This window comes from Micrococcus sp. 093350064-1 (assembly GCF_053627955.1).
Genome location: NZ_JBSEYU010000007.1, coordinates 22,685 through 48,097 on the forward strand (window position 1 = coordinate 22,685; position 25,413 = coordinate 48,097).

Below are 25,413 nucleotides of genomic sequence, written 5' to 3' on the forward strand. Positions count from 1 at the left end.
CGGGGCGGCGTCCATCGGTAGGATGGACGGTCGCCGCCCCGCCCCCTCGGAAGGTCCGTCCATGACCGCTGCCCCCGCCTACACCATCGTGCTCGACTGGCTCGAGGCCGAGCTGCGCTCCGGCGCCGTGGTCGTGGGGGACAAGCTGCCCGGCGAACGCACCCTGGCCGAACGCTTCGGCATCTCCCGGGCGTCCGTGCGGGAGGCCACCCGGATGCTCGAGGCCATGGGCCTGATCCGCGCCAGCGCCGGCTCCGGGCCGAACTCGGGCGCCGTCGTCGTCTCCGAGCCGTCCGCGGCGCTGGGCTGGGCGCTGCGCCTGCACATCGCCACCCGGTCCCTGCCGATGGCCGACGTCGTCGCCGCGCGCGTGCTCCTCGAGACCGATGCGGCGCAGGCGGCCGCCGCCACCTCCGGCGACCCCGAGAGCGTCGCCGTCCTGGCCGAGGTGGAAACCCTGCTGGACCGGATGGACGACCCCGCGCTGCCGGAAGAGGACTTCCACCTGCTCGACACCGAGTTCCATGTGCGGCTGGCCACCCTGGGCGGGAACGTCGTGACGGCGATGATGCTGGACTCCCTGCGCCAGGCGACCATCGGCTACGTGACCGAGACCGTGGCCGGGCTGTCCGACTGGCCCGCCGTGCGCGCCGGCCTGCAGGCCGACCATCGGCGGATCCTCGCCGCCTCCGCCGCCGGGGACGGCCGGGCGGCCGCGCAGGAGCTGCGGGAGCACGTCCTCGGCTTCGCCGCCCTCGCCCAGACCGGCAGGGTGCCCGCCGGCGGCTGAGCCGGCGAAGGGTCCGGCGCGCGCGGGGTCCCGCCGGACGGACGGCTCCGGCGGTTCAGGCGGTGACGCCGTGCACCAGGGCGCCCACGCCCACGGCGGTCAGCGAGCCCAGCGCACAGCAGAACTCCACGAGCATGCCCATGCCCATGGCCGTGAGCGCGCCGATCGAGCTGCTGAGCGCGGCCCGGGCGTCCCGGGTGCGGGCCCACTGGGAGGCGAACAGGCCGACGGCGAAGCCGAGGAACAGCCCTACCACCGGGATCACGAAGAACCCGACGGCGGCGCCGGCCACCCCCCACAGGATCGGGCCGCGGGTGACGCGTTCACGTCGCAGCCGTCGGCCGGTCAGCACCGCGGACGCGCTCAGCCCCGCCACGGCGAGACCGGCCGCGATGACGCCGAACGTCCAGGACGCGGGGGAACCCAGCAGCGCGGCCCACCCGAGAGCCGTCACGAGGTTGAGCAGCGAGCCGGGCAGGACGGGGTACACGGTGCCCACCAGCCCCACCAGGAGCAGGAGCACGGCCACGAGGGAGATCAGCGCGGGAGTCACCGCACCAGTATGACGGGACGGGCACCGCGGTGACGGCGGCACCGGCGACCGCGCAGCGGCCCCCGCGCCCTCGCCGGAACGGGCCGGATGGGCTAGATTCGCCGCATGTTGGTCGCCGTGCCCACCGAAGTGAAGAACAACGAGTTCCGTGTGGCCCTGACGCAGGGCGGGGTCCAGGAGCTGGTGCGCGCAGGCCACCAGGTCCTCGTGCAGTCGGGGGCCGGCGTCGGCTCCGGCGCCTCGGACCAGGACTACCGCGACGCCGGCGCCGAGCTGGTCGACGACGTCGACGAGCTCTGGGAGCGCGCCGAGCTGGTCCTCAAGGTCAAGGAGCCGCAGCCGGAGGAATACGGCCGCCTGCGCCGCGGCCAGGTCCTCTTCACCTATCTGCACCTGGCCGCCTCCCCCGCGTGCACGCGGGCGATCCTGGACGCCGGCACGACGGCGATCGCCTACGAGACGGTCACCCGCGGTCGCTCCCTGCCGCTGCTGGCCCCCATGAGCCAGGTGGCCGGCCGCCTGGCCCCCGCCGCGGGCGCCTACCACCTCCTCCAGCCGCAGGGCGGCTTGGGCGTGCTGATGGGCGGCGTGCCCGGCACCCGCCGCGCCCGGGTGGCCGTGATCGGCGGAGGGGTGGCCGGCGAGGCGGCGGCCGTGATCGCCGCGGGCATGGGCGCGGACGTGACCGTCCTGGACATCTCCCTCGAGCGGCTCGCGCAGCTGGACGCCGTCCACCAGGGTCGGATCCGCACGCTGGCCTCGTCCCACCTGAACATCGGCGAGACCGTGGCGGACGCGGACCTCGTGATCGGCTCCGTGCTGATCCCCGGCGCCGCGGCCCCGAAGCTGGTGACCGCCGAGATGGTGGAGTCCATGCGGCCCGGCTCCGTGCTGGTGGACATCGCGATCGACCAGGGCGGCTGCTTCGAGAACTCGCGGGCCACCACCCACCAGGATCCGACGTACCTCGTGGGGGACAAGATCTACTACTGCGTCTCCAACATGCCCGGCGCCGTGCCGCAGACCTCCACCTCGGCCCTGACCAACGCGACGCTGCCCTACATCAAGCGCATCGCCGACCTCGGATGGCGCGCCGCGCTGGCCGCGGACGAGGGCTTCGCCGGGGGCCTCAACGCGCACGACGGCGTCCTCACCCTGCCCTCCGTCGCCACGGCCGTGGCCGACGAGCTCGGCCTGGACCCCCAGAAGGACGTCCGCGTCACCTCCGAGGTGCTCGCGGAGGCCTGAGCCCCGCGCCCGTCGCGCGCGGGGCCGGCCGGCCGCTCAGAGCCCCGCGAGGAACGCCCGGTGGAACGAACAGTCGCCGGTCACCTCAGGGTGGAAGGCCGTGGCGAGCAGGTGGCCCTGCCGCACGGCCACGGGCAGCCGCGCGTCGCCGTCGAGCCCCGGTTCCGCCGCGGGCACGGACAGGCGCGACGCCGGCACGCTCGCCAGGACCTCGACGCCCTCCCCCGCCTGGACGACGGCGGGGGCGCGGATGAACACGGCGTGCACCGGCTCCGCCGCGACCGCGGGGATGTCCAGGTCCTCCTCGAACGAGTCCACCTGCGCGCCGAAGGCGTTGCGCCGCACGGCCACGTCCAGCACGCCGAGCCCGCCCTGATCCGGCGCCGGGTTGCGGATCTCGCGGGCCAGCATGATCAGCCCCGCACACGTGCCGTAGGCGGGCAGCCCGTCGCGGAGGGCGGCGATGAGCGGGTCCTTGAGCCCCATGATCCGGGCGAGGCGGTCCATCACGGAGGACTCGCCGCCGGGCAGCACGATGCCGTCCAGACCCTCGAGGTCCGCGGGGCGGCGCACGGGGCGCGTGCGCGCGCCGAGGGACTCGAGCACGTGGGCGTGCTCCCGCACGTCGCCCTGGAGGGCGAACACGCCGACGGTCTTCTGTGGACTCACCAGCCGCGCTCGGCCAGGCGGTGCGGGGCGGGCAGGTCGCCCACGTTGATGCCCACCATGGCCTCACCCAGGCCGCGGGAGGCCTCGGCGACCGCCATCGGGTCGTCGAACTGGGCGGTGGCCTTGACGATGGCGCGGGCGCGCTCGGCCGGGTTGCCGGACTTGAAGATGCCGGAGCCCACGAACACGCCGTCGGCGCCCATCTGCATCATCAGGGCTGCGTCGGCCGGGGTGGCCACGCCGCCGGCGGTGAACATCACGACGGGCAGGGCGCCGGTCTCGGCGACCTCGCGCACCAGCTCGTACGGCGCCTGCAGCTCCTTCGCGGCCACGTACAGCTCGTCCTGGGCCAGGCCCTGGAGCTGGGCGATCTCCTTGCGGATGGTGCGGATGTGCTTCACGGCCTCGGAGACGTCGCCGGTGCCGGCCTCGCCCTTGGACCGGATCATGGCCGCGCCCTCGGTGATGCGGCGCAGGGCCTCGCCGAGGTTGGTGGCGCCGCACACGAAGGGCACGTCGAAGTCCCACTTGTCGATGTGGTTCACGTAGTCCGCCGGGGAGAGCACCTCGGACTCGTCGATGAAGTCCACCTTGAGCGCCTGCAGCACCTGGGCCTCCACGAAGTGGCCGATGCGCGCCTTGGCCATCACGGGGATGGACACGGCCTCGACGATGCCGTCGATCAGGTCGGGGTCGGACATGCGGGCCACGCCGCCCTGGGCGCGGATGTCGGCCGGGACCCGCTCGAGCGCCATGACGGCCACGGCGCCGGCGTCCTCGGCGATGCGCGCCTGCTCCGCGTTGACGACGTCCATGATCACGCCGCCCTTCATCATGTCCGCCAGGCCGCGCTTGACGCGGGTCGTGCCGGTGCCGCGGGCGCCGTCGTCGGCGGCGGAGGCGGTGGAGGCGGAGAAGCTGCGGGCGCGCTCGTCGCTCATGGTGGTCCTTCCGAAGGGGTGGCGGCCCCGGCCGCGGGGCGGCTGGCCAGGGCGAAGACGCGGTCAACTCTAGTCCCCCGGCGGCGCAGCCCGGCCCGCGTCACGGACGACGACGTCACCCGGCCCCGTGCCGGCGCAGCGTGCGGCGTCGGCGCCACACGACGAACGCAGCCACGGCCGCGAGGATCAGCACGAGGGCGAGGACACCCCGGCCCTCTCCGAGCGCCGCGCCGATGACGGCCCACACCACGGCCATCCCGACGGTCCCGTACACCACGCCCCACAGGAACGTGCCGAGCGCGGCCGCCGGCAGGAACCGGCGCCAGGGCATGCGGGCGACGCCGGCGGAGCCGATCACCGCCGTCTGGATGCCCACCGTGAGGTAGCAGAACGGGATGGCCCACACCCCGTGGCGCTGGATGAAGCGCTGGGCGCGGACATAGACGGGCCCCTCCATCACGCGGGCGAACCAGCGGGTCCGCTCGACGCCGGAGGCCAGCCCCCGCCCGAGCGAGAACACGATCAGGGTGCGCAGGATCGCCAGCATCCAGAAGAACCCGATGGACCACAGCAGCGGCAGCCCGTCGATCCACGCCATCATGGGCGGAGCCACCCGTCGGTGCGGGGACTCATGCGCTCGCCCCGGCCGTGCTCACGCGTTCCAGAGCCCGTACGAGTCCGCGAGGTCCGCGATCTTCTGGGCGCGCAGCACGCGGGGCAGGTACGAGCCGTCGCCGACGGCGGCGCCCTGCGCGTGCTTCTCGAGCAGGTCGCGGGCCCACGCGAGCTCGTCCTCGGACGGGGACATCGCCCGGTTGACCCAGTCCACCTGATCCCGGTTCAGGACGAGGCGGCCGGTCATGCCCATCGAGGCGGTGACGGCGCTGGAGTCGATGACCGCGTCCTCACCGTCCGTGTTGCCGGGCGGTCCGTCGATCGCCCCGGGCAGACCGCCCACGCGGGAGGCGATCACCATGCGGGAGCGGGCGTAGGCCATGGCCAGCGGGTCCTCGCCGACGCCGACGTCCTTGCGGAAGTCGTTCACGCCGAAGGCGAGACGGAACGTGCCCGGCGCCTTGGCCACGGCCGTGGCGTTCTCGATGCCCAGGGCGGACTCCAGCAGGGCGATCACCGGGGTGCCGGCGCGCAGCCGCATGGCGGTGAACGTGACCTGCTCCGGCTCCTCGGTCTCGGCCAGCACGACGCCGCGCACGCCGTCGAGGCCCGCGAGCGCCTCGAGGTCCCGTTGCCAGTGGTCCGTGGAGGTCGCGGAGATGCGCACCCACGCCGTCATGCCGCCGGAGAGGGCGTCCACGACGTGCTGGCGGGCCGCGTCCTTCTGCTCCTCCGGCACGGCGGCCTCGAGGTCGAAGATGACGGAGTCGGCCTCGGAGGCCAGGGCGGGGGCGAACGCGTCGGGGGTGGCCGCGTTGACCAGCAGCCAGGAGCGGCTGAGCTTGGCGGGCAGGGCGGCGGCGCGACGGTTCCTCACGGGCATGGCCTCCAGCCTAGCCCGCTGCGGCCGTCCGCCCGCGGGCCCCTTCCCGCCCGTGGGCGGCCTCACATCCGCTCGCGGCGGGCGAGGCGGACGGCCGTAGCATGGAGAGGCCGTCGGCCCGTCCGACGCCGCCGAGCCCCGACCGCCAGGAGTACCCGATGCGCCCGACCTCCCCTTCCCGCGCCCTGCGGATCACGGGTGCCGTGGCCGCCGCGTGCCTGCTGGCCGGTTGCGCGGTCGACCCCGGCCTGGCCGAGGATTCGGCGTCCGACGACGGCGTGCCCCTGCCCGCGACGGAGGGGTATCAGCCGCTGACGGTCTACCTCGCCGTCGCGGAGGCGGAGGCGGTCCCGGGGACGAGCGGCCGGCCCTTCGGCTGCGGCGACCTGCTGGTGCCCGTGCAGACCGTGCCGACGGACACCGAGGACGAGGCGGACGCCGCGCTGGACTTCCTGTTCGCGGACGAGCAGGGCTGGCACGGCGACCCGTCGCTGTGGAACGCCGTGTTCGACGCGCGCGAGACCCTCACCCCGACCGGGCACCGCCGCGAGGGCGACGTGGAGATCTTCACCTTCACCGGCACCGTGACGCCGGAGGACGACTGCACGGCCGAGCGGATCCGCGCCCAGCTGCAGGCGACCGCCGCCGCCTTCACGTCAGCGGGACAGGTCCGGCTCGAGGTGGACGGCCGGGACCTCGACGACGTGTTGGGGCTCGAACCGCTCCGCCTCGGCGAGTCCGTGGACGTCCCGCAGGGGGACCCCACGCCGAGTGGGGAGCCGAGCGACGGATCCGGCGAGCAGACGTGGGCGCCGGCCGAGGAGTCGTCGTGGGGTCCCGCCGAGCCGACCCAGGGCACGTGGTCCCCCGGCCAGGAGCCGAGCGCCCCCTGACCGCGCGACCCGCCGTCGTCGCCCGTCATCGGACCTTCGGGCACGGCCGCGCCGTGCTATAGGGTGCCGAGCGTGCGGAACCTCCGAGATCACCTGTCCCAGCGCGCCGTCGGCGTGAAGCAGTCCGCGGTCCGCGACGTCTTCGACATCGCGATGGACCCGAACCTCATCTCGCTCGCGGGCGGGAACCCGTGGCTCGCCGACCTCCCCCTCGACGAGCTGGGCCGGATCGCCTCCGACCTGATGACCCGGTTCGGCACGGAGTCCCTGCAGTACGGCCCCGGCCAGGGCACCGAGGAGATGCGCGCCGCCGCGACCGCCGTGATGGCCGCCGACGGCATCCCGGACGCGGATCCCGACCTCGTGGTCATCACCCCCGGCTCGCAGGCCGCGATCGACACCGCCTGCCGGGCGTTCGCGGACCCGGGCGACGTCGTCGTGGTGGAGGACCCCACGTTCGTGGGCGCGTTGACCACCTTCAACACCTGGCAGCTCGAGGCCGTGGCCACGGGCACCGACGACCACGGCCTGGTGCCCGCGGCCCTCGACGAGACCCTGACCCGCCTGGCCGCCGAGGGCCGCCGCGTGGCCTTCCTCTACACGATCCCCTCGTTCGCGAACCCCTCGGGCGCCCTGCTGCCCCCGGGCCGCCGCGCCGAGGTGGGCGCGATCTGCGAGAAGCACGGCGTGCTCATCGTGGAGGACAACCCGTACGGGCAGATCGCGTTCGACGGCGAGCCCGTCGCCCCGATCGCCGCAGACCACCGGGACAACGTGGTCCACCTCGGCACGATGTCCAAGATCTTCTCCCCGGGCGTGCGCATCGGCTGGGCGCTCGTGCCGGCCGCGCTCAAGCGCGAGTTCTACCTGTGCGCGGAGTCCGCCTACATCCACGCGTCCACGTACTCGCAGATGCTCTCCACCGCCTTCGTCACGCAGCTGGACTGGCAGGGCCACGTCCGCCACGTGACCGGGCTGTACCGCGAGCGGGCCGCGGCGCTCGTGGACGCGGTGCGTGAGCACTGGGACCCGGCGGTCGAGTTCATCACCCCGCAGGGCGGCTTCTTCCTGTGGGCCACCCTGCCCGTCGGGGTGGACACCCTCGAGGTGATGCACCGCGGCATCGAGGCGGGCGCGGTGTTCGTGCCGGGGGCGGCCTTCACCCCCGTCGAGGGCACGCACTCCACCCTGCGCCTGGCGTACTCGTTCGTGGCGGCCGAGAAGCTCGTGGAGGGCGTGCGGCGCCTGGCCCCGGCGGTGAACGAGTCGATCGACCGGGCCCGCTGAGCCGCGGCGGGCGCCCACGACGACGTCGGCCCGGCGCGTCTGCCGGGCGTGCGACCTCTTCCCCGGGCCCGCGAGATCGTATACGATCTCGACCATGACGCAGAGCACACCGGATCCCACGCCCACCGTCACCGAACACGACTTCACCGTCCGGGAGAACCGGCCGGGCAAGGTGCTCGCCGTCCACCTGAACTACCCCTCCCGCATCGCCCAGCGCGGCCGGTCCCCGCAGGCCCCCGGCTACTTCCTCAAGGCCGGCACCTCCCTCGCCCGCACCGGCGACACCATCGAGCGCCCCGCCGGCACCGAGCTGCTCGCCTACGAGGGCGAGATCGCGCTGATCATCGGCCGCACCGCCCGGCGCGTCAGCCCGAAGGAGGGCTGGTCGCACGTCTCCGGCATCACCGCCGCCAACGACTGGGGCCTCTACGACCTCCGCCACGCGGACAAGGGCTCCAACGTCAAGAACAAGTCCGGCGACGGCTACACCCCGCTCGGCCCCGCGGTGATCTCCGCCGCGGGCCTGGACCCGGCCGCCCTGCGCGTGCGCACCTGGGTCAACGGCGAGATCGTCCAGGACGACACCACCGAGGGCCTCGTCTTCCCGTTCGGCCAGCTCGTGGCCGACCTCTCGCAGCTCATGACGCTCGAGGAGGGCGACGTCATCCTCACCGGCACCCCCGCCGGGTCCTCCGTGGCCCAGCCGGGCGACGTCGTCGAGGTGGAGGTGGACGCCCCCAGCGCCCCCGGCGCACCGACCACCGGCCGCCTGGTGACGACGGTCGTCGACTCGGAGCACTCCCTGGCCCCGTTCGGCGCGCAGCCGCAGGTGGACGACGTGCAGCGCGAGGAGGCCTGGGGCTCCCGCGAGGCCGCCGGCCTGGCCCCGCAGGCCGCGGCGCCGTCGTCGTCCGCGGTGGACGAGAACGGTCACTGGGTCGCGAGCGCCCCGCAGCCGGACCGCTCCCTGCTGACCCCGGAGCTGCGCGCCAAGATCGACGCCATCGCGGTGGCCACCCTCACCGCCCAGCTGCAGAAGCGCGGCGTCCAGAACGCGACCATCGACGGCCCGCGCCCGATCCACCGGGGTCGGCGCGTCCTCGGCTACGCCAAGACCCTGCGCTACATCCCCAAGCGCGAGGACCTGGCCAAGGAGTTCGGCGGCGGCTTCAACGCCCAGAAGCGGGCCATCGACTCGGTGCAGCCGGACGACGTGGTGGTCATGGAGGCCCGTGGCGAGCACGGCACCGGCACCCTCGGGGACGTCCTGGCCCTGCGCGCCCAGGTGAACGGCGCGAACGCCGTGATCACGGACGGCGGCATCCGCGACTCCGCCGCCGTCGCCGAGGTCGGCCTCCAGGTGTACGCCGGCGCCACGCACCCGGCGGTGCTGGGCCGCCGTCACATCCCGTGGGAGGTCGGCGGCACCATCGCCTGCGGCGGCACCACCGTGCAGCCCGGCGACATCATCGTCGGCGACGACGACGGTGTGGTGGTCATCCCGCCGTCCCTGCTCCAGGAGGTTGTGGACGACGCCTACGAGCAGGAGCTCCAGGACGCCTGGGCGTACGAGCAGGTCAAGGCCGGCTACCCGGTGGACGGGATGTTCCCCCCGAACGCCGAGTGGAAGGCCAAGTTCGCCGAGTACCGCAAGACCCTGCCGGACGCCCCGGCCCCGGAGGGCGACGCCTGAGCATGCGCCGCACGGACATCGGAACGGTCGGCCTCGCAGGCGCCCCCGTCTCCAAGGCGGACCGCGCCTACCAGGCGATCCTCGAGGGGATCCGGGACCAGCGCCACGAGCCGGGCGACCGGCTGGTGCTGTCCCAGATCGCCGCGGAGCTGGGCATGTCCGTGGTGCCCGTGCGGGAGGCGATCCGCCGCCTGCAGTCCGAGAAGCTGGTGGCCTACGAGCGCAACGTGGGCGCCACCGTGGTGGGCATCGACCCGGTCGAGTACCGCCACACCATGGAGACGCTGGCGCTGGTGGAGGGGTTCTCCACCGCCCAGTGCGCCCCGCACGTGACCGCCGAGGACCTCGCGGCGGCCCGCGAGGTGAACGCGACCATGCGCGCGATGACGGAGTCGGAGACGGCCTGGGACCCGGTGACGTTCACCGAGCTCAACCGCCGCTTCCACTCGATCCTGTTCGAGCATCACCAGAACGAGCACGTGCACGACCTGGTGCACCGCGGCTGGAACCGCCTGGCCGCGCTGCGCTCCTCCACGTTCGCGTACGTGCCCGGCCGGGCGGTGGCCTCCGTGGACGAGCACGAGCACCTGCTGCGCCTGATCGAGGACGGGGCGCGCTTCGAGGAGATCGAGGCCGCCGCCCGCGCCCACCGCCTGAACACCCTGCGCGCCTACCTGGAGCACGGTGCCGAACCGTCCGCGTGACCGCCGGCCGGACCGGCGCCGACGCCGTCGGCTCCAGGCCCCGATCATCAGACCCACCCGAAGCACTCAGTGAAAGAGACACCATGACGGAGAAGACCAGCATCGAGGCCCGCACGCCCGAGGGCCTGCCCGACGTCCTGCGCCACTACATCGACGGCGAGTTCGTCGACTCGATCGACGGCGACACCTTCGAGGTGCTCGACCCGGTGACCAACGAGCCGTACCTGACGGCCGCCTCCGGCAAGGCCGCGGACATCGACCGCGCCGTCGCCGCCGCGAAGCGGGCCTTCGAGTCCGGCGAATGGTCCCAGGCCCTGCCGCGCCAGCGTTCCCGTGTGCTGCACCGGATCGCCGACATCATGGAGACCCGCGGCGACCAGCTGGCCGAGATGGAGTGCTTCGACACCGGCCTGCCGATCAAGCAGGCGAGGGGCCAGGCCGCCCGCGCCGCCGAGAACTTCCGCTTCTTCGCGGACCTGATCGTGGCCCAGCACGACGACACCTTCAAGGTGCCGGGTCGCCAGATCAACTACGTGAACCGCAAGCCGATCGGCGTCGCCGGCCTGATCACCCCGTGGAACACCCCGTTCATGCTGGAGTCCTGGAAGCTGGCCCCGGCCATCGCCACCGGCAACTCGGTGGTGCTCAAGCCCGCCGAGTTCACCCCGCTCTCGGCCTCCCTGTGGGGCGGGATCTTCGAGGAGGCCGGCCTGCCGAAGGGCGTGTTCAACATGGTGCACGGCTTCGGCGAGGAGGGCTACGCGGGCGACCCGCTCGTGAAGCACCCGGACGTGCCGCTGATCTCCTTCACCGGCGAGTCCCGCACCGGCCAGATCATCTTCGCCAACGCCGCCCCGCACCTGAAGGGCCTGTCCATGGAGCTCGGCGGCAAGTCCCCGGCCGTGGTGTTCGAGGACGCGGACCTGGACGCGGCGATCGACGCGACCATCTTCGGCGTGTTCTCCCTGAACGGCGAGCGCTGCACCGCCGGCTCCCGCATCCTGGTCCAGCGCTCCGTCTACGACGAGTTCGTGGAGCGCTACGCCGCCCAGGCCTCCCGCGTGAAGGTCGGCCTGCCGGACGACGAGACCACCGAAGTCGGCGCCATCGTGCACCCGGAGCACTTCGAGAAGGTCATGTCCTACGTGGAGATCGGCAAGACCGAGGCCCGCCTGGTGGCCGGCGGCGGCCGCCCGGAGGGCTTCCCCGAGGGCAACTTCGTGCAGCCCACCGTGTTCGCGGACGTGGCCCCGGACGCCCGGATCTTCCAGGAGGAGATCTTCGGCCCGGTGGTGGCCATCACCCCCTTCGACACGGAGGAGGAGGCCCTCGAGCTGGCCAACAACACCAAGTACGGTCTGGCCGCCTACATCTGGACCAACGACCTCAAGCGCGCCCACAACGTCGCGCAGAACGTGGAGGCCGGCATGGTGTGGCTGAACTCCAACAATGTGCGGGACCTGCGCACCCCGTTCGGCGGGGTGAAGGCCTCCGGCCTGGGCCACGAGGGCGGCTACCGCTCGATCGACTTCTACACCGATCAGCAGGCCGTGCACATCAACCTCGGCGAGGTCCACAACCCGGTGTTCGGCAAGCAGGAGCAGGCCGCGGCGCAGATCGACGGCTGACCCCGCGCTGACCGGCGACCATGACGGCGCCCGCACCGTCCCCGCGACGGTGCGGGCGCCGTCGTCGTGGTGGGGCCGGGCCGGGTCTCTCCCCCGGCCCACCGACGCGGGTTGAGTTGTCGCGGGTGCGGGCGCCCCGGACCCGCGACAACTCAACCCGCGTTCCTCGACCGCCTTCCCGCCGGTCGCCCGGATCGTATACGATCGAGCCCGTGACCGTGTCCCAGGCCACAGCGCACCGCCCCCTCACCAAGGAGCACCGATGACCAACCTCGAGAGCCGCCAGAAGACCTCCTCCGGCTTCTTCGTCACCAAGGAAGTCCCCATCGACCCGGAGAACCCCCTCCCCACCCCGACGTCCGAGGCGCCGGACATCCTGCGCTGCGCCTCGATGGAGCTCGTGGTCACGGACCTCGCCGCCTCCCGCGAGTTCTACGTGGACGTGCTCGGCCTGGTGGTCACCGAGGAGGACGAGGAGACCGTCTACCTGCGCTCCATGGAGGAGTTCATCCACCACAACCTGGTGCTGCGCCAGGGCGAGACCGCCGCCGTGGCCGCGTTCTCCTACCGCGTGCGCACCCCCGAGGACCTGGACAAGGCGGTCGCCTTCTACGAGGAGCTGGGCTGCCGCGTGGAGCGCCGGAAGGACGGCTTCGTCAAGGGCGTCGGCGACTCCGTGCGCGTCGAGGACCCGCTGGGCTTCCCCTACGAGTTCTTCCACGACGTCGAGCACGTGGAGCGCCTGGCCTGGCGCTACGACCTCTACACCCCGGGCGCCCTGGTCCGCCTGGACCACTTCAACCAGGTGACCCCGGATGTGCCGCGCGCCGCCCGCTACATGCAGGACCTGGGCTTCCGCGTCACCGAGGACATCCAGGACGAGAACGGCACCGTCTACGCCGCGTGGATGCGCCGCAAGCCCACCGTGCACGACACCGCCATGACCGGCGGCGACGGCCCCCGGATGCACCACGTGTGCTTCGCCACGCACGAGAAGCACAACATCCTGGCGATCTGCGACAAGCTCGGCGCCCTGCGCATGTCCGACCACATCGAGCGCGGCCCGGGCCGCCACGGCGTCTCCAACGCGTTCTACCTCTACCTGCGCGACCCGGACGGCCACCGCGTGGAGGTCTACACCCAGGACTACTACACCGGTGACCCGGACAACCCCGTGGTCACCTGGGACGTGCACGACAACCAGCGCCGCGACTGGTGGGGCACCCCGATCGTGCCGTCCTGGTACACCGATGCCTCCCGCGTGCTGGACCTCGACGGCAACCTGCAGCCGCTGGTCTCCCGCACCGACGACTCGGAGATGGCCGTGACCATCGGCGCCGACGGCTTCTCCTACACCCGCGAGGGGCAGGGCGAGGAGTCCATGCCGGAGTGGAAGCAGGGCGAGTACAAGCTCGGCAACCAGCTCTGACCGGCACGGCCGGCACCGCTTCGGGACACCACGACGACGGCGGGCACCCAACGCAGGTGCCCGCCGTCGGCGTCCGCCCTCCCTACCATCCTCCGCGTCTCCCCGCCCCACGCCGTTCGAGGCGGAAAATCCACCTCATTCGAGCCGGGAGGGCCAGTTTGAGCTCGATTTCCCGCCTCAAAGCGTGGGGAGCAGGGGTGTCCCGCCTCGCAGACGGGCGTCGGGGGGCTGGCCTGGCTCACGGTGCACCGCCGCAAGCCCGGGCTGGGCATCGGGACGCGCGCCCCGGACTGATCCGGGGCGGTGACAGGATGGCGACGGGGCCGGGGGCCGAGCCGCGTAATCGTATACGATGAAGGCCAGGCCCCTGCCCGTCGTCGTGAAGGAGACCGCTGTGCTGGACCACGAGACCCACGTCAAGATCGCCGACGAGCTGCACCGTGCGGGCATCGACCGCGTGCCCGTGCCGCGGCTGACCGCGCGCTACCCGGAGATGGAGATCGAGGACTCGTACGCCGTCCAGCGCATCTGGGCCGAGCGCCAGGTCGAGGCGGGCCGCCGCAAGGTGGGCCACAAGATCGGCCTGACCTCCAAGGCCATGCAGGACGCGACCGGGATCGACGAGCCGGACTACGGCGTGATCTTCGACGACCAGGTGTTCGAGTCCGGCCACGTGTACGAGTGGAAGAAGTACACCCATCCGCGCGTCGAGATGGAGCTGGCGTTCGTGCTGCGGGACGAGCTGCGCGGGCCCGGCCTGAACCTGATGGACGTGCTGCGCGCCACCGAGTACGTGGTGCCCGCGCTGGAGGTGCTGGACTCGCGCATCGAGATGGCCGGCCGCACCATCACGGACACCATCTCGGACAACGCCGCCCTGGGCTCCCTGGTGATCGGCGGCCGCCCCGTGGGCGTGCACGACGTCGACCTGCGGTGGGTCTCCGGCATCCTCTCCCGCAACGAGGAGATCATCGAGACCGGCGTGGCCGCGGGCGTGCTGAACCACCCGGCCAACGGCGTGCACTGGCTGGCCAACCGCATCGCCGAGCACGGAGACGCGCTCGAAGCCGGTGAGATCGTGCTCGCCGGCTCCTTCACCCGCCCGATGTGGGTGTACGAGGGCGACACCGTCTACGCCGACTACGGCCCGCTCGGCACCATCACCTGCCGCTTCGCCTGACCCGCCCGTCGTCGTCGCCCCGCCCGCCCGCGCCCGCCCGCCCGCAACGCGGGTTGACCTATCACCAGTACGACGCCGCTCCACCCGCGACAACTCAACCCGCGTCGGGTGGAGGATGCGGAGAACCCCGGAGGAACGTCCCATGCCCGTCCGCCACAACCCGCAGCCGCTGTTCCGCGACCTCTTCACGCCCGAGGCCGTCGCCGCCCGTGGGGGCCGCCCCGCCGCCGGCATGTTCCTCTCCTCCGGGGACCCGACGACGGCGGAGATCTGCGCCGGCGCGGGCCTCGACTACCTGCTCATCGACGCCGAGCACGCCCCGCTGACGCTGCAGGACGTCCTCGCCCAGCTGCGCGTGATCGCCGGCTACCGCGTGCCCACCCTGGTGCGCGTGCCGGCGCTGGACACCGTGGCCATCAAGCAGTTCCTGGACCTGGGCGCCCAGACCCTGTTGGTGCCCATGGTCGACGACGCCGCGATGGCCCGCAGCGCCGTGGCCGCCGCCCGCTACCCGGACGGCTCCGCCGAGGGCGGGGTGCGCGGCGTGGGCTCCGCCCTGGCACGCTCGGGCCGCTGGAACCGGATCCCCGGCTACCTGCCCGGCGCGGCGGACCACGTCTCCGTGATCGTGCAGATCGAGACGGCCGCGGGCGTGCGCAACGCCGAGGAGATCGCGGCAGTGGACGGGATCGACGGCGTCTTCATCGGCCCCTCGGACCTCTCCGCGTCCCTGGGCCTGCTCGGCCAGCAGTCGCACCCGGAGGTGGTGGCCGCGGTCGAGGAGGTCATCACGAGGGTCAAGGCCGCCGGGAAGATCGTGGGCGTCAACGCGTTCGTGCCCGCGCAGGCCGACGCCTACGCCGCCGCCGGCGCGGACTACGTCAACGTGGGCGCCGACGTCGCCCTGCTGGCCCGCGCCGCGGAGGCCCTCGCCGACCGCTGGTGCCCGGCACCGACCGACGCCGTGGGCTCGGACGGGCAGGGCGGGCCCCGCGCGTCGTACTGACCTGGTCATCCCCTCACTTCGGGGCGCGAAATCCACCTCAAGAGCGCCCGATCCCGGCCCATGACGTGGATTTCCCGCCTCGAATGGCTCGAGGCCGGCGCCCCGGGGGACGCCACCGCCTCCTGCACAACCGCGCCGGGCCCGCTCGTGCATCCCCAGGCCCCCGCTCGTCCGTCTCGGGACGCGGAGCGACGGGGCACGCTCGCCGCATGCCCCGTCGTCCCGCCCCGCTGCCGCCGTCGATCGACCCCGCCGCCTTCACGGTCGACGACGCGCGCCGGGCGGGTGTGACGTGGTCCCGACTGCAGTCCTCAGACCTGCGGCGGCTGCGCCACGGCGTCTACGGGCCGGCCGGCCCTGCGGCGGCCCCCGTCCGTGAGTGGACGATGGATGAGATCCGCGCGTACCAGCGGCGCCATCCCGATGTCGTCGTCAGCCATGAGACCGCCGCGCGCCTGCACGGCCTGACCGTGCCCGCACGGCTGTTGGCCCCCGGTGCGGTGCACGTCAGCGTCGGCACCTCGGGCGGCCGGCCGGTCCAGGCGGGTCTGGTGCCCCACCGCATCGAGGTGCCGGAGGGACAGCGGATGACGCGGGGCGGCGTGCTTGTGACGACGCCGGCCCGCACCCTGTGGGACCTGTGCGCGGCACGGGCGGCGCTCACGGAGCGGGACGTCGTCGTCGCCGGTGACGCCCTGCTCTGCCCGCCGTGGCTGCCCGGCGGCGGACGCGGGGATCCCGCCTACACCCCGGAGGAGCTCGTCCGATCGCTGGCCGAACGGGGACGTTTCCAGGGGCGAGGACTGGCCCGGGCGGCGCTGGCGAGGATGCGCGTGGGGGCGGATTCGCCGCGCGAGACACGTCTGCGGCTGGCGCTCGTCGATGCCGGGCTGCCGGAGCCCGAGGTGCAGTGCCGGCTGGACCCGTCAGACCGCCGCGCTCCGACGGTCGACCTCGGGTATCGGCCGTGGCGCCTCGCGTTGCAATACGAGGGCGAGCACCACCGCACCGCCGAGCAGCAGGCCCGGGACGTGCTGCGCGACCGCTGGTGCGCCGACCGCGACTGGCTCTCGATCAAGGTCATGTGGGCCGACGCCCGGGACGACTACGCGGACGTCGTCGCCCGGGTGCGGCGCCGGGCGGCCGCGTTCGGTGGGTGACCCGGTGAGATCCACGGTCACCGCAGTCCGCCACGGCCCCCCGTTTCGAGGCGGGAAATCCAGGTCAAAGCGCTCTGGTCCACACCCGTGGGGTCGATTTCCCGCCTCGAAAGGACGGGTGCGGTGGGAGTCGGCCCGTGAACACCCGGCCTCCCCCACGTAGCGTGGCCCCATGACCACGTCCGCCCCCACCCTGAGCTCGCATTTCGCCGACACCTTCCCCGAGCTCGCCCTGCCCTGGCAGGCCCAGGCCACGGACGGCCCGCAGCTCGTCCTGCTCAACGCCGGCCTCGCGGCGGAGCTCGGCCTCGACGCCGAGTGGCTCGCCACCGACGACGGCGTCCGCTTCCTCACCGGCGAGCAGCCCGGCCCGGACGCACGGCCGGTCGCGCAGGCGTACGCGGGCCACCAGTTCGGCCACTACTCCCCCCGCCTGGGCGACGGGCGCGCCCTCCTCCTCGGCGAGCTCACGGCTCCGGACGGTCGGCTCCACGACCTGCATCTCAAGGGCTCCGGTCGCACGCCCTTCGCGCGCGGCACCGCCGACGGGCAGGCCGTGCTCGGCCCCATGCTCCGCGAGTACGTGGTCTCCGAGGCGATGCACGCCCTCGGCGTGCCGACCACGCGGGCGCTGGCCGTCGTCGCCACGGGCCACCCGGTCCGCCGCGAGACCGTGCTGCCAGGCGCGGTGCTGGCCCGGACGGCCGCGTCGCACCTGCGCGTCGGCACGGCCCAGTACGCCGCGGCCCTCCCCGAGCAGGCGCACCCCACGGAGGTGCTGCGCCGGATCGTCGACGAGGCCATCGCCCGCCACCACCCGCACGCCACCGACGCCGAGCACCCCGCGCTCGCGCTCTACGAGGCGGTGATCGCCGCGCAGGCCGAGCTCATCTCCCGCTGGATGCTCGTCGGCTTCGTGCACGGTGTGATGAACACGGACAACATGACCCTGTCCGGCGAGACCATCGACTACGGCCCCTGCGCGTTCATCGACGCCTTCGACCCGGCCGCGAGCTTCTCCTCGATCGACACCCAGGGCCGGTACGCGTACGGCAACCAGGGGCCCATCGCCGCGTGGAACCTCGCCCGGCTCGGCGAGGCCCTCGTGCCCGTGCTCGACGACGACCCCGACCGCGCCGTCGCACTCGCCCAGGAGGCGCTGGGCAGGTTCCACGGCGCCCATCTCGCGGCGTGGCGGGGCGGACTGCGGGACAAGCTCGGCCTCCCGGCATCGGTGGCGGAGGACGACGTCGCCGCGCTCACCGACCGCCTGTTCCCGTGGCTGGCCGCGGCGCGGACCGACTGGACCTCGTTCTGGGTGCGGCTGGCCGAGCACACGGCGGCGCCCGTGGACGACGACGCGGCGCGCACCGAAGCGGCACGACTCGTCCCCGGCGCCCCGGACCCCGCGGGGCTCGCCGCCTGGCTCGCGGACTGGCGGGCGATGGGTCCCGATCCGGCCCGCATGCGCGCGGTGAACCCCGTCTACATCCCGCGGAACCACCTGCTCGACGAGGCCCTGACGGCCGCGGAGGGCGGGGACCTCGCCCCGGTCCACCGGCTGCTCGAGGCCGTCACGGATCCCTTCACCCCGCGCCCCGGGTTCGAGCGGTACGCGGAGCCGGGTCCGGCGGACGGGGCCCCGTTCGTCACCTACTGCGGCACCTGACCGCTTTCGTTGACGAAACGGGCGCCCTCACCCCCGCGCCAGCGACTTCACCGGCACGGCCGGGTCCGCGAGCGCGGCAGGGTCCACCACGATCCCCCGGTCGATGATGCGCCGGGCGGCCTTGACGGTCATGGGGTCGTCAATCGACGCGGCCCCGCGCAGGGTCCCGTCCGCGGCCAGCGCGAAGCTCGCCACCACGACGCCGCGCACTTCGCGATCCACGATCCGCCCACCGGCCGGCACCGTCATGTCCCCCACGGCCTCCACGTGTGCGTCGTACCGGTCGGACCAGAACCACGGGGCGCCCGGGGCGTCCGCCTGCTCCCCCAGGAGCGCCGCCGCGGCGGCCGCACCGGACCGCAGGGCCGGCTCCCAGTGCCGCGACGGCGCCCACGCGGACTCCCGGGCGCGCGCGGCGTCACCCACGGCCAGGATCCCGGGCACGGCCGTGCGGCCCATCGCGTCCGTGAGCACGCCGTCGGCCACCTCCAGCCCGGCGTCCTCGGCGAGGGCGGTGTCCGGCACGGTGCCTCCGGCCAGCACCACGACGTCGGCGTCCACGGTCCGCCCGTCGTGGAGGTGGAGCCGGTGGGCGGCCGGCAGCGCGGCGCCGCCGTCGGCGTCCCGGTGCTCGATCCAGGCCGCCCGGCCGACCTCGACCGCGACGCCGTGCTCGGCGTGCATCCGGTGCAGGCGCGCGGCCAGCGCCGGCCCGACCGCCGCGCGAGCCGGGGCGTCCGTCCCGGTCACGAGCGTCACCGCGGCGAGCGAGCGACGCGCCGCGGCCGCAACCTCCGCTCCCGTGAAGCCGCCGCCCACGACCGCCACCTCGGCCCCGAACGTCAGGCGGTCGCGCAGGGCCTCGGCGTCGGAGCGGGTGCGCAGGGTGATCAGGTCCGGGTGGTCGGCGCCGGCGACGTCGAGGGCCCGGGGTCGCCCGCCCGTGGCGAGCACGACCGCGTCCGCCTCCAGGACCCGCCCGGAGGCCGTCTCCACCCGGTGGGGCGCGGGGCCGCCGTCGGGGTGGACGCCGCCCGGCACCACCCGGACCGCCTCGTCCTCCACCAGCTCCACCCCGTGCTCGGCGAACCACGTCGGCGGGGCGAGCAGCAGGCGGTGCGCGTCCGCGTCGCCGGTCAGGAACTCCTTGCTCAGGGGTGGCCGGTCATAGGGCACGCCCTGCGGGTCCACGAGGGAGATCCCGCCCGCGAAACCGCGGCGCCGCAGCTCGCGGACCACGGCGAAGCCCGCGACGCCGCCGCCCACCACGACGACCGAGCCGGGCACGCCCGCCGGGGCCTCGACGTCGTGGCTCATGCGCCGGGGACGAGGTAGAGCTGGCCCTCGCGCTCCTCGACGCGGTGCACGCCGACGCCCTTGGTGGCGGGCAGGCAGAGCGCCTCGCCGGTGCGCAGGCAGAACTGTGCGGCGTGCAGCGGGCACTCCACGCGGTCGTCCTCGAGCCAGCCCTCGGCCAGCGAGGCGTCCTCGTGGGTGCACGTGTCGTCGATCGCGTGGAACTCCCCCGCGTCCGTGTGGAACACCGCGACGTCGTCCCTCGTCCCCGCCGTCGCCGCCGGGACGACGATCGCCTCGCCCTCCGGGACGTCCGCCGCCGCGCCGATGTGGATCGGCTCCGCCATGGTCTGCCTCCTCTGGTTCCCGGGCCGAGCGGCCCGTGGTGGTCTCCCGTCACCGTATCCCCCGCGCGGACCCGACACCCCTCCGCTGTGTTCCGCCCCGGCGCCATGCCGTGCCCACCTGTGAATGGATGAACCGGACATCACGGGGGCGTGAAATGACCCGACAAGCCTCCGAAAGATGTTCCCGGGAATGGCCGATCACGCTACGATCACGACGGCTCTCCGGCCCTCATCCCGCCCTCACCACGTCACCGACCCGGGGAGGCGACACGGCCTGCGCCTGTCGTTCCTCGGGCACTCCACCTTCCGAAGGCATCCGCATGAAGATTCTCCCGCCGCGCTCCGCCGCGTCCCCCCGCCCGCTCGCGCCCGCCGTCGCGGTCGCCGCGCTCTCCGTCCTCGTCGGCGGCCTGCTCCCGCAGCAGCCGTCCGCGACCACGGAGGGCGCCCCCGACACACGCCCTCGCGACGACGCCGCCCGCGCCACGACCGCCGGCACGGCCGCGACCCCCGCGTCGGCCGCTCCCGTCGAGGGCGCCGGCGTCGCGACCGTCCCGCAGGAGGGCGAGAACCTCGTCCCGGCCGAGGAGGCTCCGGCCGGCGTCGTGCTCGGCGAGCCCGTGGTGGACCGCCCGTTCACGGTGGCCGCCGCCGTGTGGGACGCCGCGGCGGACGACGCCGTCGAGCGCGTGGAGATCCGCGTGCGTCAGGACGGGGCCTGGGGCCCGTGGCAGGTCCTGGATCGGCCCGTCCTGCCCGAGGGCGCCGCCCCCGCGCGCACCGGCACGGACCCGTTCGTCGCGTTCGGCGCGGACGGCGCCCAGCTGCGCGTGACCACCGTCGACGGCGCAGCCCCGGCCGGCCTCGAGCTGTCCCTCATCGACCCGGGCACGGCCGCCACGGACGAGACCGTCGCGAGCGCGCACCCGGCGGTGGCCGCCGAGCAGGCAGCCGAGACCGCCGGCCTGCCCCGGGGCGTGAAGTCGAGCGCCGTCGTCGGGGGCGCCGCACCCGCCGAGGCCCACACCGTGGCCACGGCCTCGGATGCGCGCGCGAAGATCCTCCCGGACGTGATCACCCGCGCGCAGTGGGGCGCTGACGAGTCCTGGGCCGAGTCCTCCCCGCAGTTCGACCAGGTGCGCGCGCTGACCATCCACCACACGGCCGGCACCAACGACTACACGCGCGCCCAGGCCGTGGAGCAGATGCGCGGCATCTACGCGTACTACACGAAGACCCTCGGCTGGGGCGACTTCCCGTACCACCTGATCACGGACCGCTTCGGCAACATCTACGAGGGCCGCCGCGGCGCCCTGGACTCGAACCCGCTGGGCACGCACGCGGGCGGGTTCAACCGGGGCACGATGGGCATCTCCACGATGGGCAACTACGACGTGGTCGCCCCGTCCGAGGAGGTCGTGGACGCGATGGCCCGCGCCACCGCCTACTACCTGTACCGCGACAGCATCGACGCGCGGGGCCGAGTCACCCTGACCTCGGGCGGCAGCACGAAGTACGCCGCGGGCACGCCCGTCACCGTGGACACGATCTTCCCGCACCGGGCCACGTCCGCGACCGCGTGCCCGGGGCAGCACCTGATGGCCCGCTTCGACGACCTGCGGGACCGCGCCGAGGCCATCGCGACGGCGGCCGGCCAGCCGCCGGCACCGGCCACCCCGGCTCCGACGCCGGCCCCGACGACCGAGCCGTCGACCGCCGGCACGTACACGGTGCAGCCGAACGACGGCTGGTGGACCATCGCCCGCCGCACCGGCGTGCCCGCGGCCACCCTCCAGGAGCTCAACGGCATGACCGAGTCGACCGTGCTCCACCCGGGCATGGTGCTGCGCACCGTCGCCGACCCGACCGCCCCGGAGCCCACCCCGATCACCACCGGCACCTACACGGTGCAGCCGAACGACGGCTGGTGGGTCATCGCCCGACGGACCGGCGTCAGCGCCGCGGAGCTCCAGCGGCTCAACGGCATGACGGCGTCCACCGTCCTGCACCCCGGCATGGTGCTCATCACGGCCGCCACGGCGCCGGCTCCCACGCCCGCCCCCGCGCCGGCCCCGGGCACGTACACGGTCCGCGAGGGCGACGGCTGGTGGATCATCGCCCACCGCACCGGCGTGACGATGGAGACCCTCCAGCGCCTCAACGGCATGACCGCGACCACCGTGCTGCACCCGGGGATGGTGCTGCGGACCGGCCAGACCGCCTCCGCCCCGGCGCCCTCGCCCGCCACCTACGTGGTCCAGGCGAACGACGGCTGGTGGCTCATCGCCCAGCGCACGGGCGTCTCCATGGAGCGCCTGCAGCGCCTCAACGGCATGACGGTCTCGACCCTGCTCCACCCGGGCATGGTGCTGCGCACCGCCTGAGCACCCCGCCGGGACGACGTCGGCCCGCACCTGCGCGCGAAGGTGCGGGCCGCCGTCGTCGGTTGAGTTATCACCGGTCGCAGGCCGCCGCACCCGGGATAAGTCAACCGGCGTTCCTCCCCACGAGAAGTCGACGACGGCGCAGGCCTCCGGGAGCCCGTGGGGCCGGTGACTGCGGCGCGGCGGCTCAGTCCTCGAGCTTCTCGAACCGCACGCCGGGGTGCGCCGCCTCCAGCTCCTCCCACGTGATGCCGTGCAGCTCGCGGACCCGCACGACCCCGGAGGCGTCCAGCAGGAAGACGCCCCGATCCGCGTAGATGCGGGAGACGCAGCCGACGCCGGTGAGGGGGAACGTGCACTCGGCCAGCAGCTTCGGATCGCCCTTCTTGGTGAAGAGATCCATCATCACGTAGGTGTCCTTGGCGCCGATCGCCAGGTCCATCGCACCCCCGACGGCGGGGATCGCCCCGGGCTTGCCCGTGGACCAGTTGGCGAGGTCGCCGGTCGCGGAGACCTGGTAGGCGCCGAGGACGCACACGTCCAGGTGGCCGCCGCGCATCATGGCGAACGAGTCGGCGTGGTGGAAGTACGCGGCCCCGGGCAGCTCGGTGACGGGGATCTTGCCGGCGTTGATGAGGTCTTCATCGATCTGCTCGCCCTCGGCCTGCGGGCCGAAGCCCAGCATGCCGTTCTCGGTGTGCAGGGTGACGTTCTTCTCCGCCTCCAGGTAGTTGGACACCGTGGTGGGCTGGCCGATGCCCAGGTTCACGAAGGAGCCGGGGGCGATGTCCGCCGCGATCGTACGGGCCAGTTCGTCCTGGGTCAGCGGGGTGTCGGTCTGGGTGATGCTCATCGCTCTCCTCACTTCCCCTCGGCGGCCGGCTCGGCCGCGGTCGTCGTGGCCGCGCACGGCTTCGGCCGGCCCTCCGCCAGGGCAGCCCGCTCGGCGCGCTCCTTCTCCCCGGACTCGGTGTCGATCCGCACCACGGTGTCCGTGTAGATGCCGGGGGTCACCACGTGCTCCGGGTCGATCGGCTCCTCGCGGACCTCGTCCACCTGGACGATCGTGGTGGCGGCGGCCGCGGCCATGACGGGTCCGAAGTTGCGGGCGGTCTTGCGGTACACGAGGTTGCCGTGGCGGTCCGCCGCGTACGCCTTGATGAGCGCGACATCGCCGCGGATCGGGGCCTCCAGCACGTAGTGCGTGCCGTCGATCTCGCGGACCTCCTTGCCCTCGGCCAGCTGCGTGCCGTAGCCGGTGGGCGTGAAGAAGCCGCCGATGCCGGCGCCGCCGGCGCGCAGGCGCTCGGCCAGGTTGCCCTGCGGGACGAGCTCCAGCTCGATCTCCCCGGCACGGTAGGCCTCGTCGAAATGCCACGAGTCGGACTGGCGCGGGAACGAGCAGATGATCTTGGCGACCCGCCGCTCCTTGATCAGCAGCGCCAGGCCCGCGTCCGCCTGGCCCGCGTTGTTGTTGACCACCGTGAGGCCGGTGGCCCCGGACTCGAGCAGCGCGTCGATCAGCTCCATCGGCTGGCCGGCGTTGCCGAACCCGCCGATCAGCACCGTGGCGCCGTCGGTGATGCGGGAGACGGCCTGCGCGGCCGTGTCCACGAACTCCAGCATGGGGACTCCTTGGATGAGGGGGTCGGGTGGGTGCTCGGCCGGACGCGTCAGCGCGCGGCCACGTTCTCGAGGACGACGGCGATGCCCTGGCCCACGCCGATGCACAGCGCGGCCACGCCCCACCGCTCACCGGAGGCCTCGAGGCGGCGGGCCAGCGTGCCGAGCACGCGGGTGCCGGAGGCCCCGAGGGGGTGGCCGATCGCGATCGCGCCGCCCCAGGCGTTCACGATCTCCGGGTCCACGCCCCAGGCGTCCGTGCAGGCCAGGGACTGGGCGGCGAAGGCCTCGTTGAGCTCGACGGCGGCCACGTCCTTCCAGCCGATCCCGGCGCGGGACAGGGCCCGGTTCACCGCCTCCACCGGCGCGTAGCCGAAGAAGTCGGGCTCGTTGGCGGCGGTGGCGCGGCCGGCGATGCGGGCCAGGGGCTCCAGGCCGAGCACATCGGCGCCCGTCGACGAGCCCAGGAGGGCGGCCGAGGCGCCGTCGTTCATGGGCGAGGCGTTGCCCGCCGTGACGGTGCCGTTCTCCCGGCGGAACACGGTGCGCAGGCCGGCGAGGGTCTCGGGGGTGGAGTCCGGGCGGACGGTCTCGTCCCGCTCCAGGTCCGTGCCGGGCACGGCGGCCACGAGGGAGTCATACCGCCCCTCGTCCCACGCCCGCGCGGTAAGGCGGTGCGAGCGCGCGGCGAACTCGTCCTGGCGCTCGCGGGAGATGCCGAAGCGCTCGCGCAGCAGCTCCGTGGCCTCGCCGAGCGAGACGGTCCACTCCGGCGGCATCGCGTCATTGATCAGGCGCCAGCCGAGCGTGGTGTTCGCCGCCGCCAGGTCGTGCATGGGGAACGGGCGGGTGGTCTTGGGCAGCACCCACGGGGCACGGGACATCGACTCCACGCCGCCCACGAGGACCACGTCCGCCTCGCCGGTGTTGATCTGGCGGGAGGCGATGATCGCCGCGTCCAGGGAGGAGCCGCAGAGGCGGTTCACGGTGGTGCCGGGGATGGACAGCGGCAGGCCGGCCAGGAGGGTGGCCATGCGGGCCACGTTGCGGTTCTCCTCGCCCGCGCCGTTGGCGTTGCCGAAGACGACCTCGTCGATCCGCTGCGGGGCGGCGGCGTCCGTGCCGGCCTCGATCGGGCGGCCGGCGGCGGCGTCGGCCACGGCCTGGGCGGACGCGGCGCGCAGGCCCTCCAGGCCCGGGGCGCGGTCCACGAGGGTGCGGACCACGTGGGCGGCCATGTCGTCGGGGCGCACCCCCGACAGCGCGCCGCCGACCTTGCCGAAGGGGGTGCGGACGGCGTCGAACACGTAGGCATCGGTGAGGCTCATGGCCTCACCGTAGGACCGCCTCGGCGGGCGGGGAAGGGTGTGTGCGTGACGCGCACGGGCGTGCGCTGTGCGCATAGCGGACTACGC

23 protein-coding genes are annotated in these 25,413 nt (G+C 73.8%); 13 read left to right on the top strand and 10 right to left on the bottom strand.

Annotated elements, in window-relative coordinates:
* The first annotated feature begins 61 nt into the window (after window positions 1-61).
* A complete protein-coding gene (locus ACUW6W_RS08830; RefSeq protein WP_036313468.1) occupies window positions 62-790 on the top strand; it encodes a FadR/GntR family transcriptional regulator in 729 nt (242 codons plus the stop codon).
* A 55-nt stretch (window positions 791-845) separates the two neighbouring features.
* On the opposite strand, the gene ACUW6W_RS08835 is transcribed toward ACUW6W_RS08830, so the two are convergent.
* The gene (locus ACUW6W_RS08835; protein ID WP_036339666.1) at window positions 846-1,343 is read right to left on the bottom strand and encodes a DUF456 domain-containing protein; all 498 of its coding nucleotides are present in this window, start codon (window positions 1,341-1,343) and stop codon (window positions 846-848) included.
* A gap of 105 nt (window positions 1,344-1,448) precedes the next feature.
* On the opposite strand from ACUW6W_RS08835, the gene ald reads away from it, so the two are divergent.
* Window positions 1,449-2,591, top strand: coding sequence for an alanine dehydrogenase (gene ald, locus ACUW6W_RS08840; RefSeq protein ID WP_041102622.1), 1,143 nt, complete (start codon window positions 1,449-1,451; stop codon window positions 2,589-2,591).
* Window positions 2,592-2,627: 36 nt separating this feature from the next.
* Here the strand turns inward: ald and pdxT are convergent, their stop codons facing one another.
* From pdxT to ACUW6W_RS08860, 4 genes are all read right to left on the bottom strand, one after another.
* The gene (pdxT, locus tag ACUW6W_RS08845) at window positions 2,628-3,260 is read right to left on the bottom strand and encodes a pyridoxal 5'-phosphate synthase glutaminase subunit PdxT (protein ID WP_192831665.1); all 633 of its coding nucleotides are present in this window, start codon (window positions 3,258-3,260) and stop codon (window positions 2,628-2,630) included.
* A complete protein-coding gene (pdxS, locus tag ACUW6W_RS08850; protein ID WP_036313496.1) occupies window positions 3,257-4,201 on the bottom strand; it encodes a pyridoxal 5'-phosphate synthase lyase subunit PdxS in 945 nt (314 codons plus the stop codon). The genes pdxT and pdxS overlap by 4 nt, the downstream gene beginning before the upstream one ends.
* A 115-nt stretch (window positions 4,202-4,316) precedes the next feature.
* Window positions 4,317-4,802: a DedA family protein gene (locus ACUW6W_RS08855; RefSeq protein ID WP_041102620.1), complete on the bottom strand. Its 486-nt coding sequence runs from the start codon at window positions 4,800-4,802 to the stop codon at window positions 4,317-4,319.
* A 51-nt stretch (window positions 4,803-4,853) separates the two neighbouring features.
* Window positions 4,854-5,699 (bottom strand): HpcH/HpaI aldolase/citrate lyase family protein, encoded by an 846-nt coding sequence (locus ACUW6W_RS08860; RefSeq protein ID WP_049146562.1) that lies wholly within the window; start codon window positions 5,697-5,699, stop codon window positions 4,854-4,856.
* Between the two features lie 158 nt (window positions 5,700-5,857).
* Between ACUW6W_RS08860 and ACUW6W_RS08865 the strand changes: the two genes are divergently transcribed.
* The 10 genes from ACUW6W_RS08865 (at window position 5,858) to ACUW6W_RS08910 (ending at window position 18,348) form a co-directional block, all read left to right on the top strand.
* Complete coding sequence (locus ACUW6W_RS08865) at window positions 5,858-6,592, top strand: GerMN domain-containing protein (RefSeq protein WP_049146561.1); 735 nt, start codon at window positions 5,858-5,860, stop codon at window positions 6,590-6,592.
* A 72-nt stretch (window positions 6,593-6,664) separates the two neighbouring features.
* Window positions 6,665-7,879: an aminotransferase-like domain-containing protein gene (locus tag ACUW6W_RS08870; protein ID WP_049146559.1), complete on the top strand. Its 1,215-nt coding sequence runs from the start codon at window positions 6,665-6,667 to the stop codon at window positions 7,877-7,879.
* Window positions 7,880-7,973: 94 nt separating this feature from the next.
* On the top strand, window positions 7,974-9,572 hold the full coding sequence (locus ACUW6W_RS08875) for a fumarylacetoacetate hydrolase family protein (protein ID WP_049146557.1): 1,599 nt from the start codon (window positions 7,974-7,976) through the stop codon (window positions 9,570-9,572).
* Between the two features lie 2 nt (window positions 9,573-9,574).
* Window positions 9,575-10,276: a GntR family transcriptional regulator gene (locus ACUW6W_RS08880; RefSeq protein ID WP_036339691.1), complete on the top strand. Its 702-nt coding sequence runs from the start codon at window positions 9,575-9,577 to the stop codon at window positions 10,274-10,276.
* Between the two features lie 83 nt (window positions 10,277-10,359).
* Entirely contained in the window at window positions 10,360-11,904 is a 1,545-nt protein-coding gene (gene hpaE, locus ACUW6W_RS08885) for a 5-carboxymethyl-2-hydroxymuconate semialdehyde dehydrogenase (RefSeq protein WP_371450121.1), read from the top strand.
* Window positions 11,905-12,166: 262 nt separating this feature from the next.
* Window positions 12,167-13,333: a 3,4-dihydroxyphenylacetate 2,3-dioxygenase gene (gene hpaD / locus ACUW6W_RS08890; protein WP_113914330.1), complete on the top strand. Its 1,167-nt coding sequence runs from the start codon at window positions 12,167-12,169 to the stop codon at window positions 13,331-13,333.
* 394 nt (window positions 13,334-13,727) lie between these two features.
* Complete coding sequence (locus tag ACUW6W_RS08895) at window positions 13,728-14,513, top strand: 2-keto-4-pentenoate hydratase (RefSeq protein ID WP_044658782.1); 786 nt, start codon at window positions 13,728-13,730, stop codon at window positions 14,511-14,513.
* Window positions 14,514-14,655: 142 nt separating this feature from the next.
* Window positions 14,656-15,519: an HpcH/HpaI aldolase family protein gene (locus ACUW6W_RS08900; protein ID WP_454180129.1), complete on the top strand. Its 864-nt coding sequence runs from the start codon at window positions 14,656-14,658 to the stop codon at window positions 15,517-15,519.
* A 209-nt stretch (window positions 15,520-15,728) separates the two neighbouring features.
* The gene (locus ACUW6W_RS08905) at window positions 15,729-16,679 is read left to right on the top strand and encodes a hypothetical protein (protein ID WP_454180130.1); all 951 of its coding nucleotides are present in this window, start codon (window positions 15,729-15,731) and stop codon (window positions 16,677-16,679) included.
* A 172-nt stretch (window positions 16,680-16,851) separates the two neighbouring features.
* Window positions 16,852-18,348 (top strand): protein adenylyltransferase SelO, encoded by a 1,497-nt coding sequence (locus tag ACUW6W_RS08910; RefSeq protein WP_063188626.1) that lies wholly within the window; start codon window positions 16,852-16,854, stop codon window positions 18,346-18,348.
* Window positions 18,349-18,375: 27 nt separating this feature from the next.
* Here the strand turns inward: ACUW6W_RS08910 and ACUW6W_RS08915 are convergent, their stop codons facing one another.
* The gene (locus ACUW6W_RS08915; protein ID WP_063188628.1) at window positions 18,376-19,665 is read right to left on the bottom strand and encodes an NAD(P)/FAD-dependent oxidoreductase; all 1,290 of its coding nucleotides are present in this window, start codon (window positions 19,663-19,665) and stop codon (window positions 18,376-18,378) included.
* Window positions 19,662-19,991: a bifunctional 3-phenylpropionate/cinnamic acid dioxygenase ferredoxin subunit gene (locus ACUW6W_RS08920; RefSeq protein WP_002857882.1), complete on the bottom strand. Its 330-nt coding sequence runs from the start codon at window positions 19,989-19,991 to the stop codon at window positions 19,662-19,664. Before ACUW6W_RS08920 ends, ACUW6W_RS08915 begins: the two co-directional genes overlap by 4 nt.
* A 320-nt stretch (window positions 19,992-20,311) precedes the next feature.
* Between ACUW6W_RS08920 and ACUW6W_RS08925 the strand changes: the two genes are divergently transcribed.
* Complete coding sequence (locus tag ACUW6W_RS08925) at window positions 20,312-22,375, top strand: LysM peptidoglycan-binding domain-containing protein (protein ID WP_454180131.1); 2,064 nt, start codon at window positions 20,312-20,314, stop codon at window positions 22,373-22,375.
* Window positions 22,376-22,562: 187 nt separating this feature from the next.
* Here the strand turns inward: ACUW6W_RS08925 and ACUW6W_RS08930 are convergent, their stop codons facing one another.
* From ACUW6W_RS08930 to ACUW6W_RS08940, 3 genes are read right to left on the bottom strand one after another with little or no spacing between them, the layout of a single operon-like run.
* On the bottom strand, window positions 22,563-23,228 hold the full coding sequence (locus ACUW6W_RS08930) for a 3-oxoacid CoA-transferase subunit B (protein ID WP_020624468.1): 666 nt from the start codon (window positions 23,226-23,228) through the stop codon (window positions 22,563-22,565).
* Window positions 23,229-23,236: 8 nt separating this feature from the next.
* Window positions 23,237-24,001, bottom strand: coding sequence for a 3-oxoacid CoA-transferase subunit A (locus ACUW6W_RS08935; RefSeq protein WP_020624469.1), 765 nt, complete (start codon window positions 23,999-24,001; stop codon window positions 23,237-23,239).
* A 47-nt stretch (window positions 24,002-24,048) separates the two neighbouring features.
* Window positions 24,049-25,326: a thiolase family protein gene (locus ACUW6W_RS08940; protein WP_020624470.1), complete on the bottom strand. Its 1,278-nt coding sequence runs from the start codon at window positions 25,324-25,326 to the stop codon at window positions 24,049-24,051.
* Window positions 25,327-25,413: the final 87 nt, after the last annotated feature.

Bases quoted from the DNA above. Each gene is read 5' to 3' on its own strand.
- ACUW6W_RS08830 (WP_036313468.1), top strand. From the start codon at position 62: ATGACCGCTGCCCCCGCCTACACCATCGTGCTCGACTGGCTCGAGGCC.
- ald (WP_041102622.1), top strand. From the start codon at position 1,449: ATGTTGGTCGCCGTGCCCACCGAAGTGAAGAACAACGAGTTCCGTGTG.
- pdxS (WP_036313496.1), bottom strand. From the start codon at position 4,201: ATGAGCGACGAGCGCGCCCGCAGCTTCTCCGCCTCCACCGCCTCCGCC.
- ACUW6W_RS08855 (WP_041102620.1), bottom strand. From the start codon at position 4,802: ATGATGGCGTGGATCGACGGGCTGCCGCTGCTGTGGTCCATCGGGTTC.
- ACUW6W_RS08860 (WP_049146562.1), bottom strand. From the start codon at position 5,699: ATGCCCGTGAGGAACCGTCGCGCCGCCGCCCTGCCCGCCAAGCTCAGC.
- ACUW6W_RS08865 (WP_049146561.1), top strand. From the start codon at position 5,858: ATGCGCCCGACCTCCCCTTCCCGCGCCCTGCGGATCACGGGTGCCGTG.
- ACUW6W_RS08875 (WP_049146557.1), top strand. From the start codon at position 7,974: ATGACGCAGAGCACACCGGATCCCACGCCCACCGTCACCGAACACGAC.
- ACUW6W_RS08880 (WP_036339691.1), top strand. From the start codon at position 9,575: ATGCGCCGCACGGACATCGGAACGGTCGGCCTCGCAGGCGCCCCCGTC.
- hpaE (WP_371450121.1), top strand. From the start codon at position 10,360: ATGACGGAGAAGACCAGCATCGAGGCCCGCACGCCCGAGGGCCTGCCC.
- hpaD (WP_113914330.1), top strand. From the start codon at position 12,167: ATGACCAACCTCGAGAGCCGCCAGAAGACCTCCTCCGGCTTCTTCGTC.
- ACUW6W_RS08900 (WP_454180129.1), top strand. From the start codon at position 14,656: ATGCCCGTCCGCCACAACCCGCAGCCGCTGTTCCGCGACCTCTTCACG.
- ACUW6W_RS08905 (WP_454180130.1), top strand. From the start codon at position 15,729: ATGCCCCGTCGTCCCGCCCCGCTGCCGCCGTCGATCGACCCCGCCGCC.
- ACUW6W_RS08910 (WP_063188626.1), top strand. From the start codon at position 16,852: ATGACCACGTCCGCCCCCACCCTGAGCTCGCATTTCGCCGACACCTTC.
- ACUW6W_RS08915 (WP_063188628.1), bottom strand. From the start codon at position 19,665: ATGAGCCACGACGTCGAGGCCCCGGCGGGCGTGCCCGGCTCGGTCGTC.
- ACUW6W_RS08920 (WP_002857882.1), bottom strand. From the start codon at position 19,991: ATGGCGGAGCCGATCCACATCGGCGCGGCGGCGGACGTCCCGGAGGGC.
- ACUW6W_RS08925 (WP_454180131.1), top strand. From the start codon at position 20,312: ATGAAGATTCTCCCGCCGCGCTCCGCCGCGTCCCCCCGCCCGCTCGCG.
- ACUW6W_RS08930 (WP_020624468.1), bottom strand. From the start codon at position 23,228: ATGAGCATCACCCAGACCGACACCCCGCTGACCCAGGACGAACTGGCC.
- ACUW6W_RS08935 (WP_020624469.1), bottom strand. From the start codon at position 24,001: ATGCTGGAGTTCGTGGACACGGCCGCGCAGGCCGTCTCCCGCATCACC.
- ACUW6W_RS08940 (WP_020624470.1), bottom strand. From the start codon at position 25,326: ATGAGCCTCACCGATGCCTACGTGTTCGACGCCGTCCGCACCCCCTTC.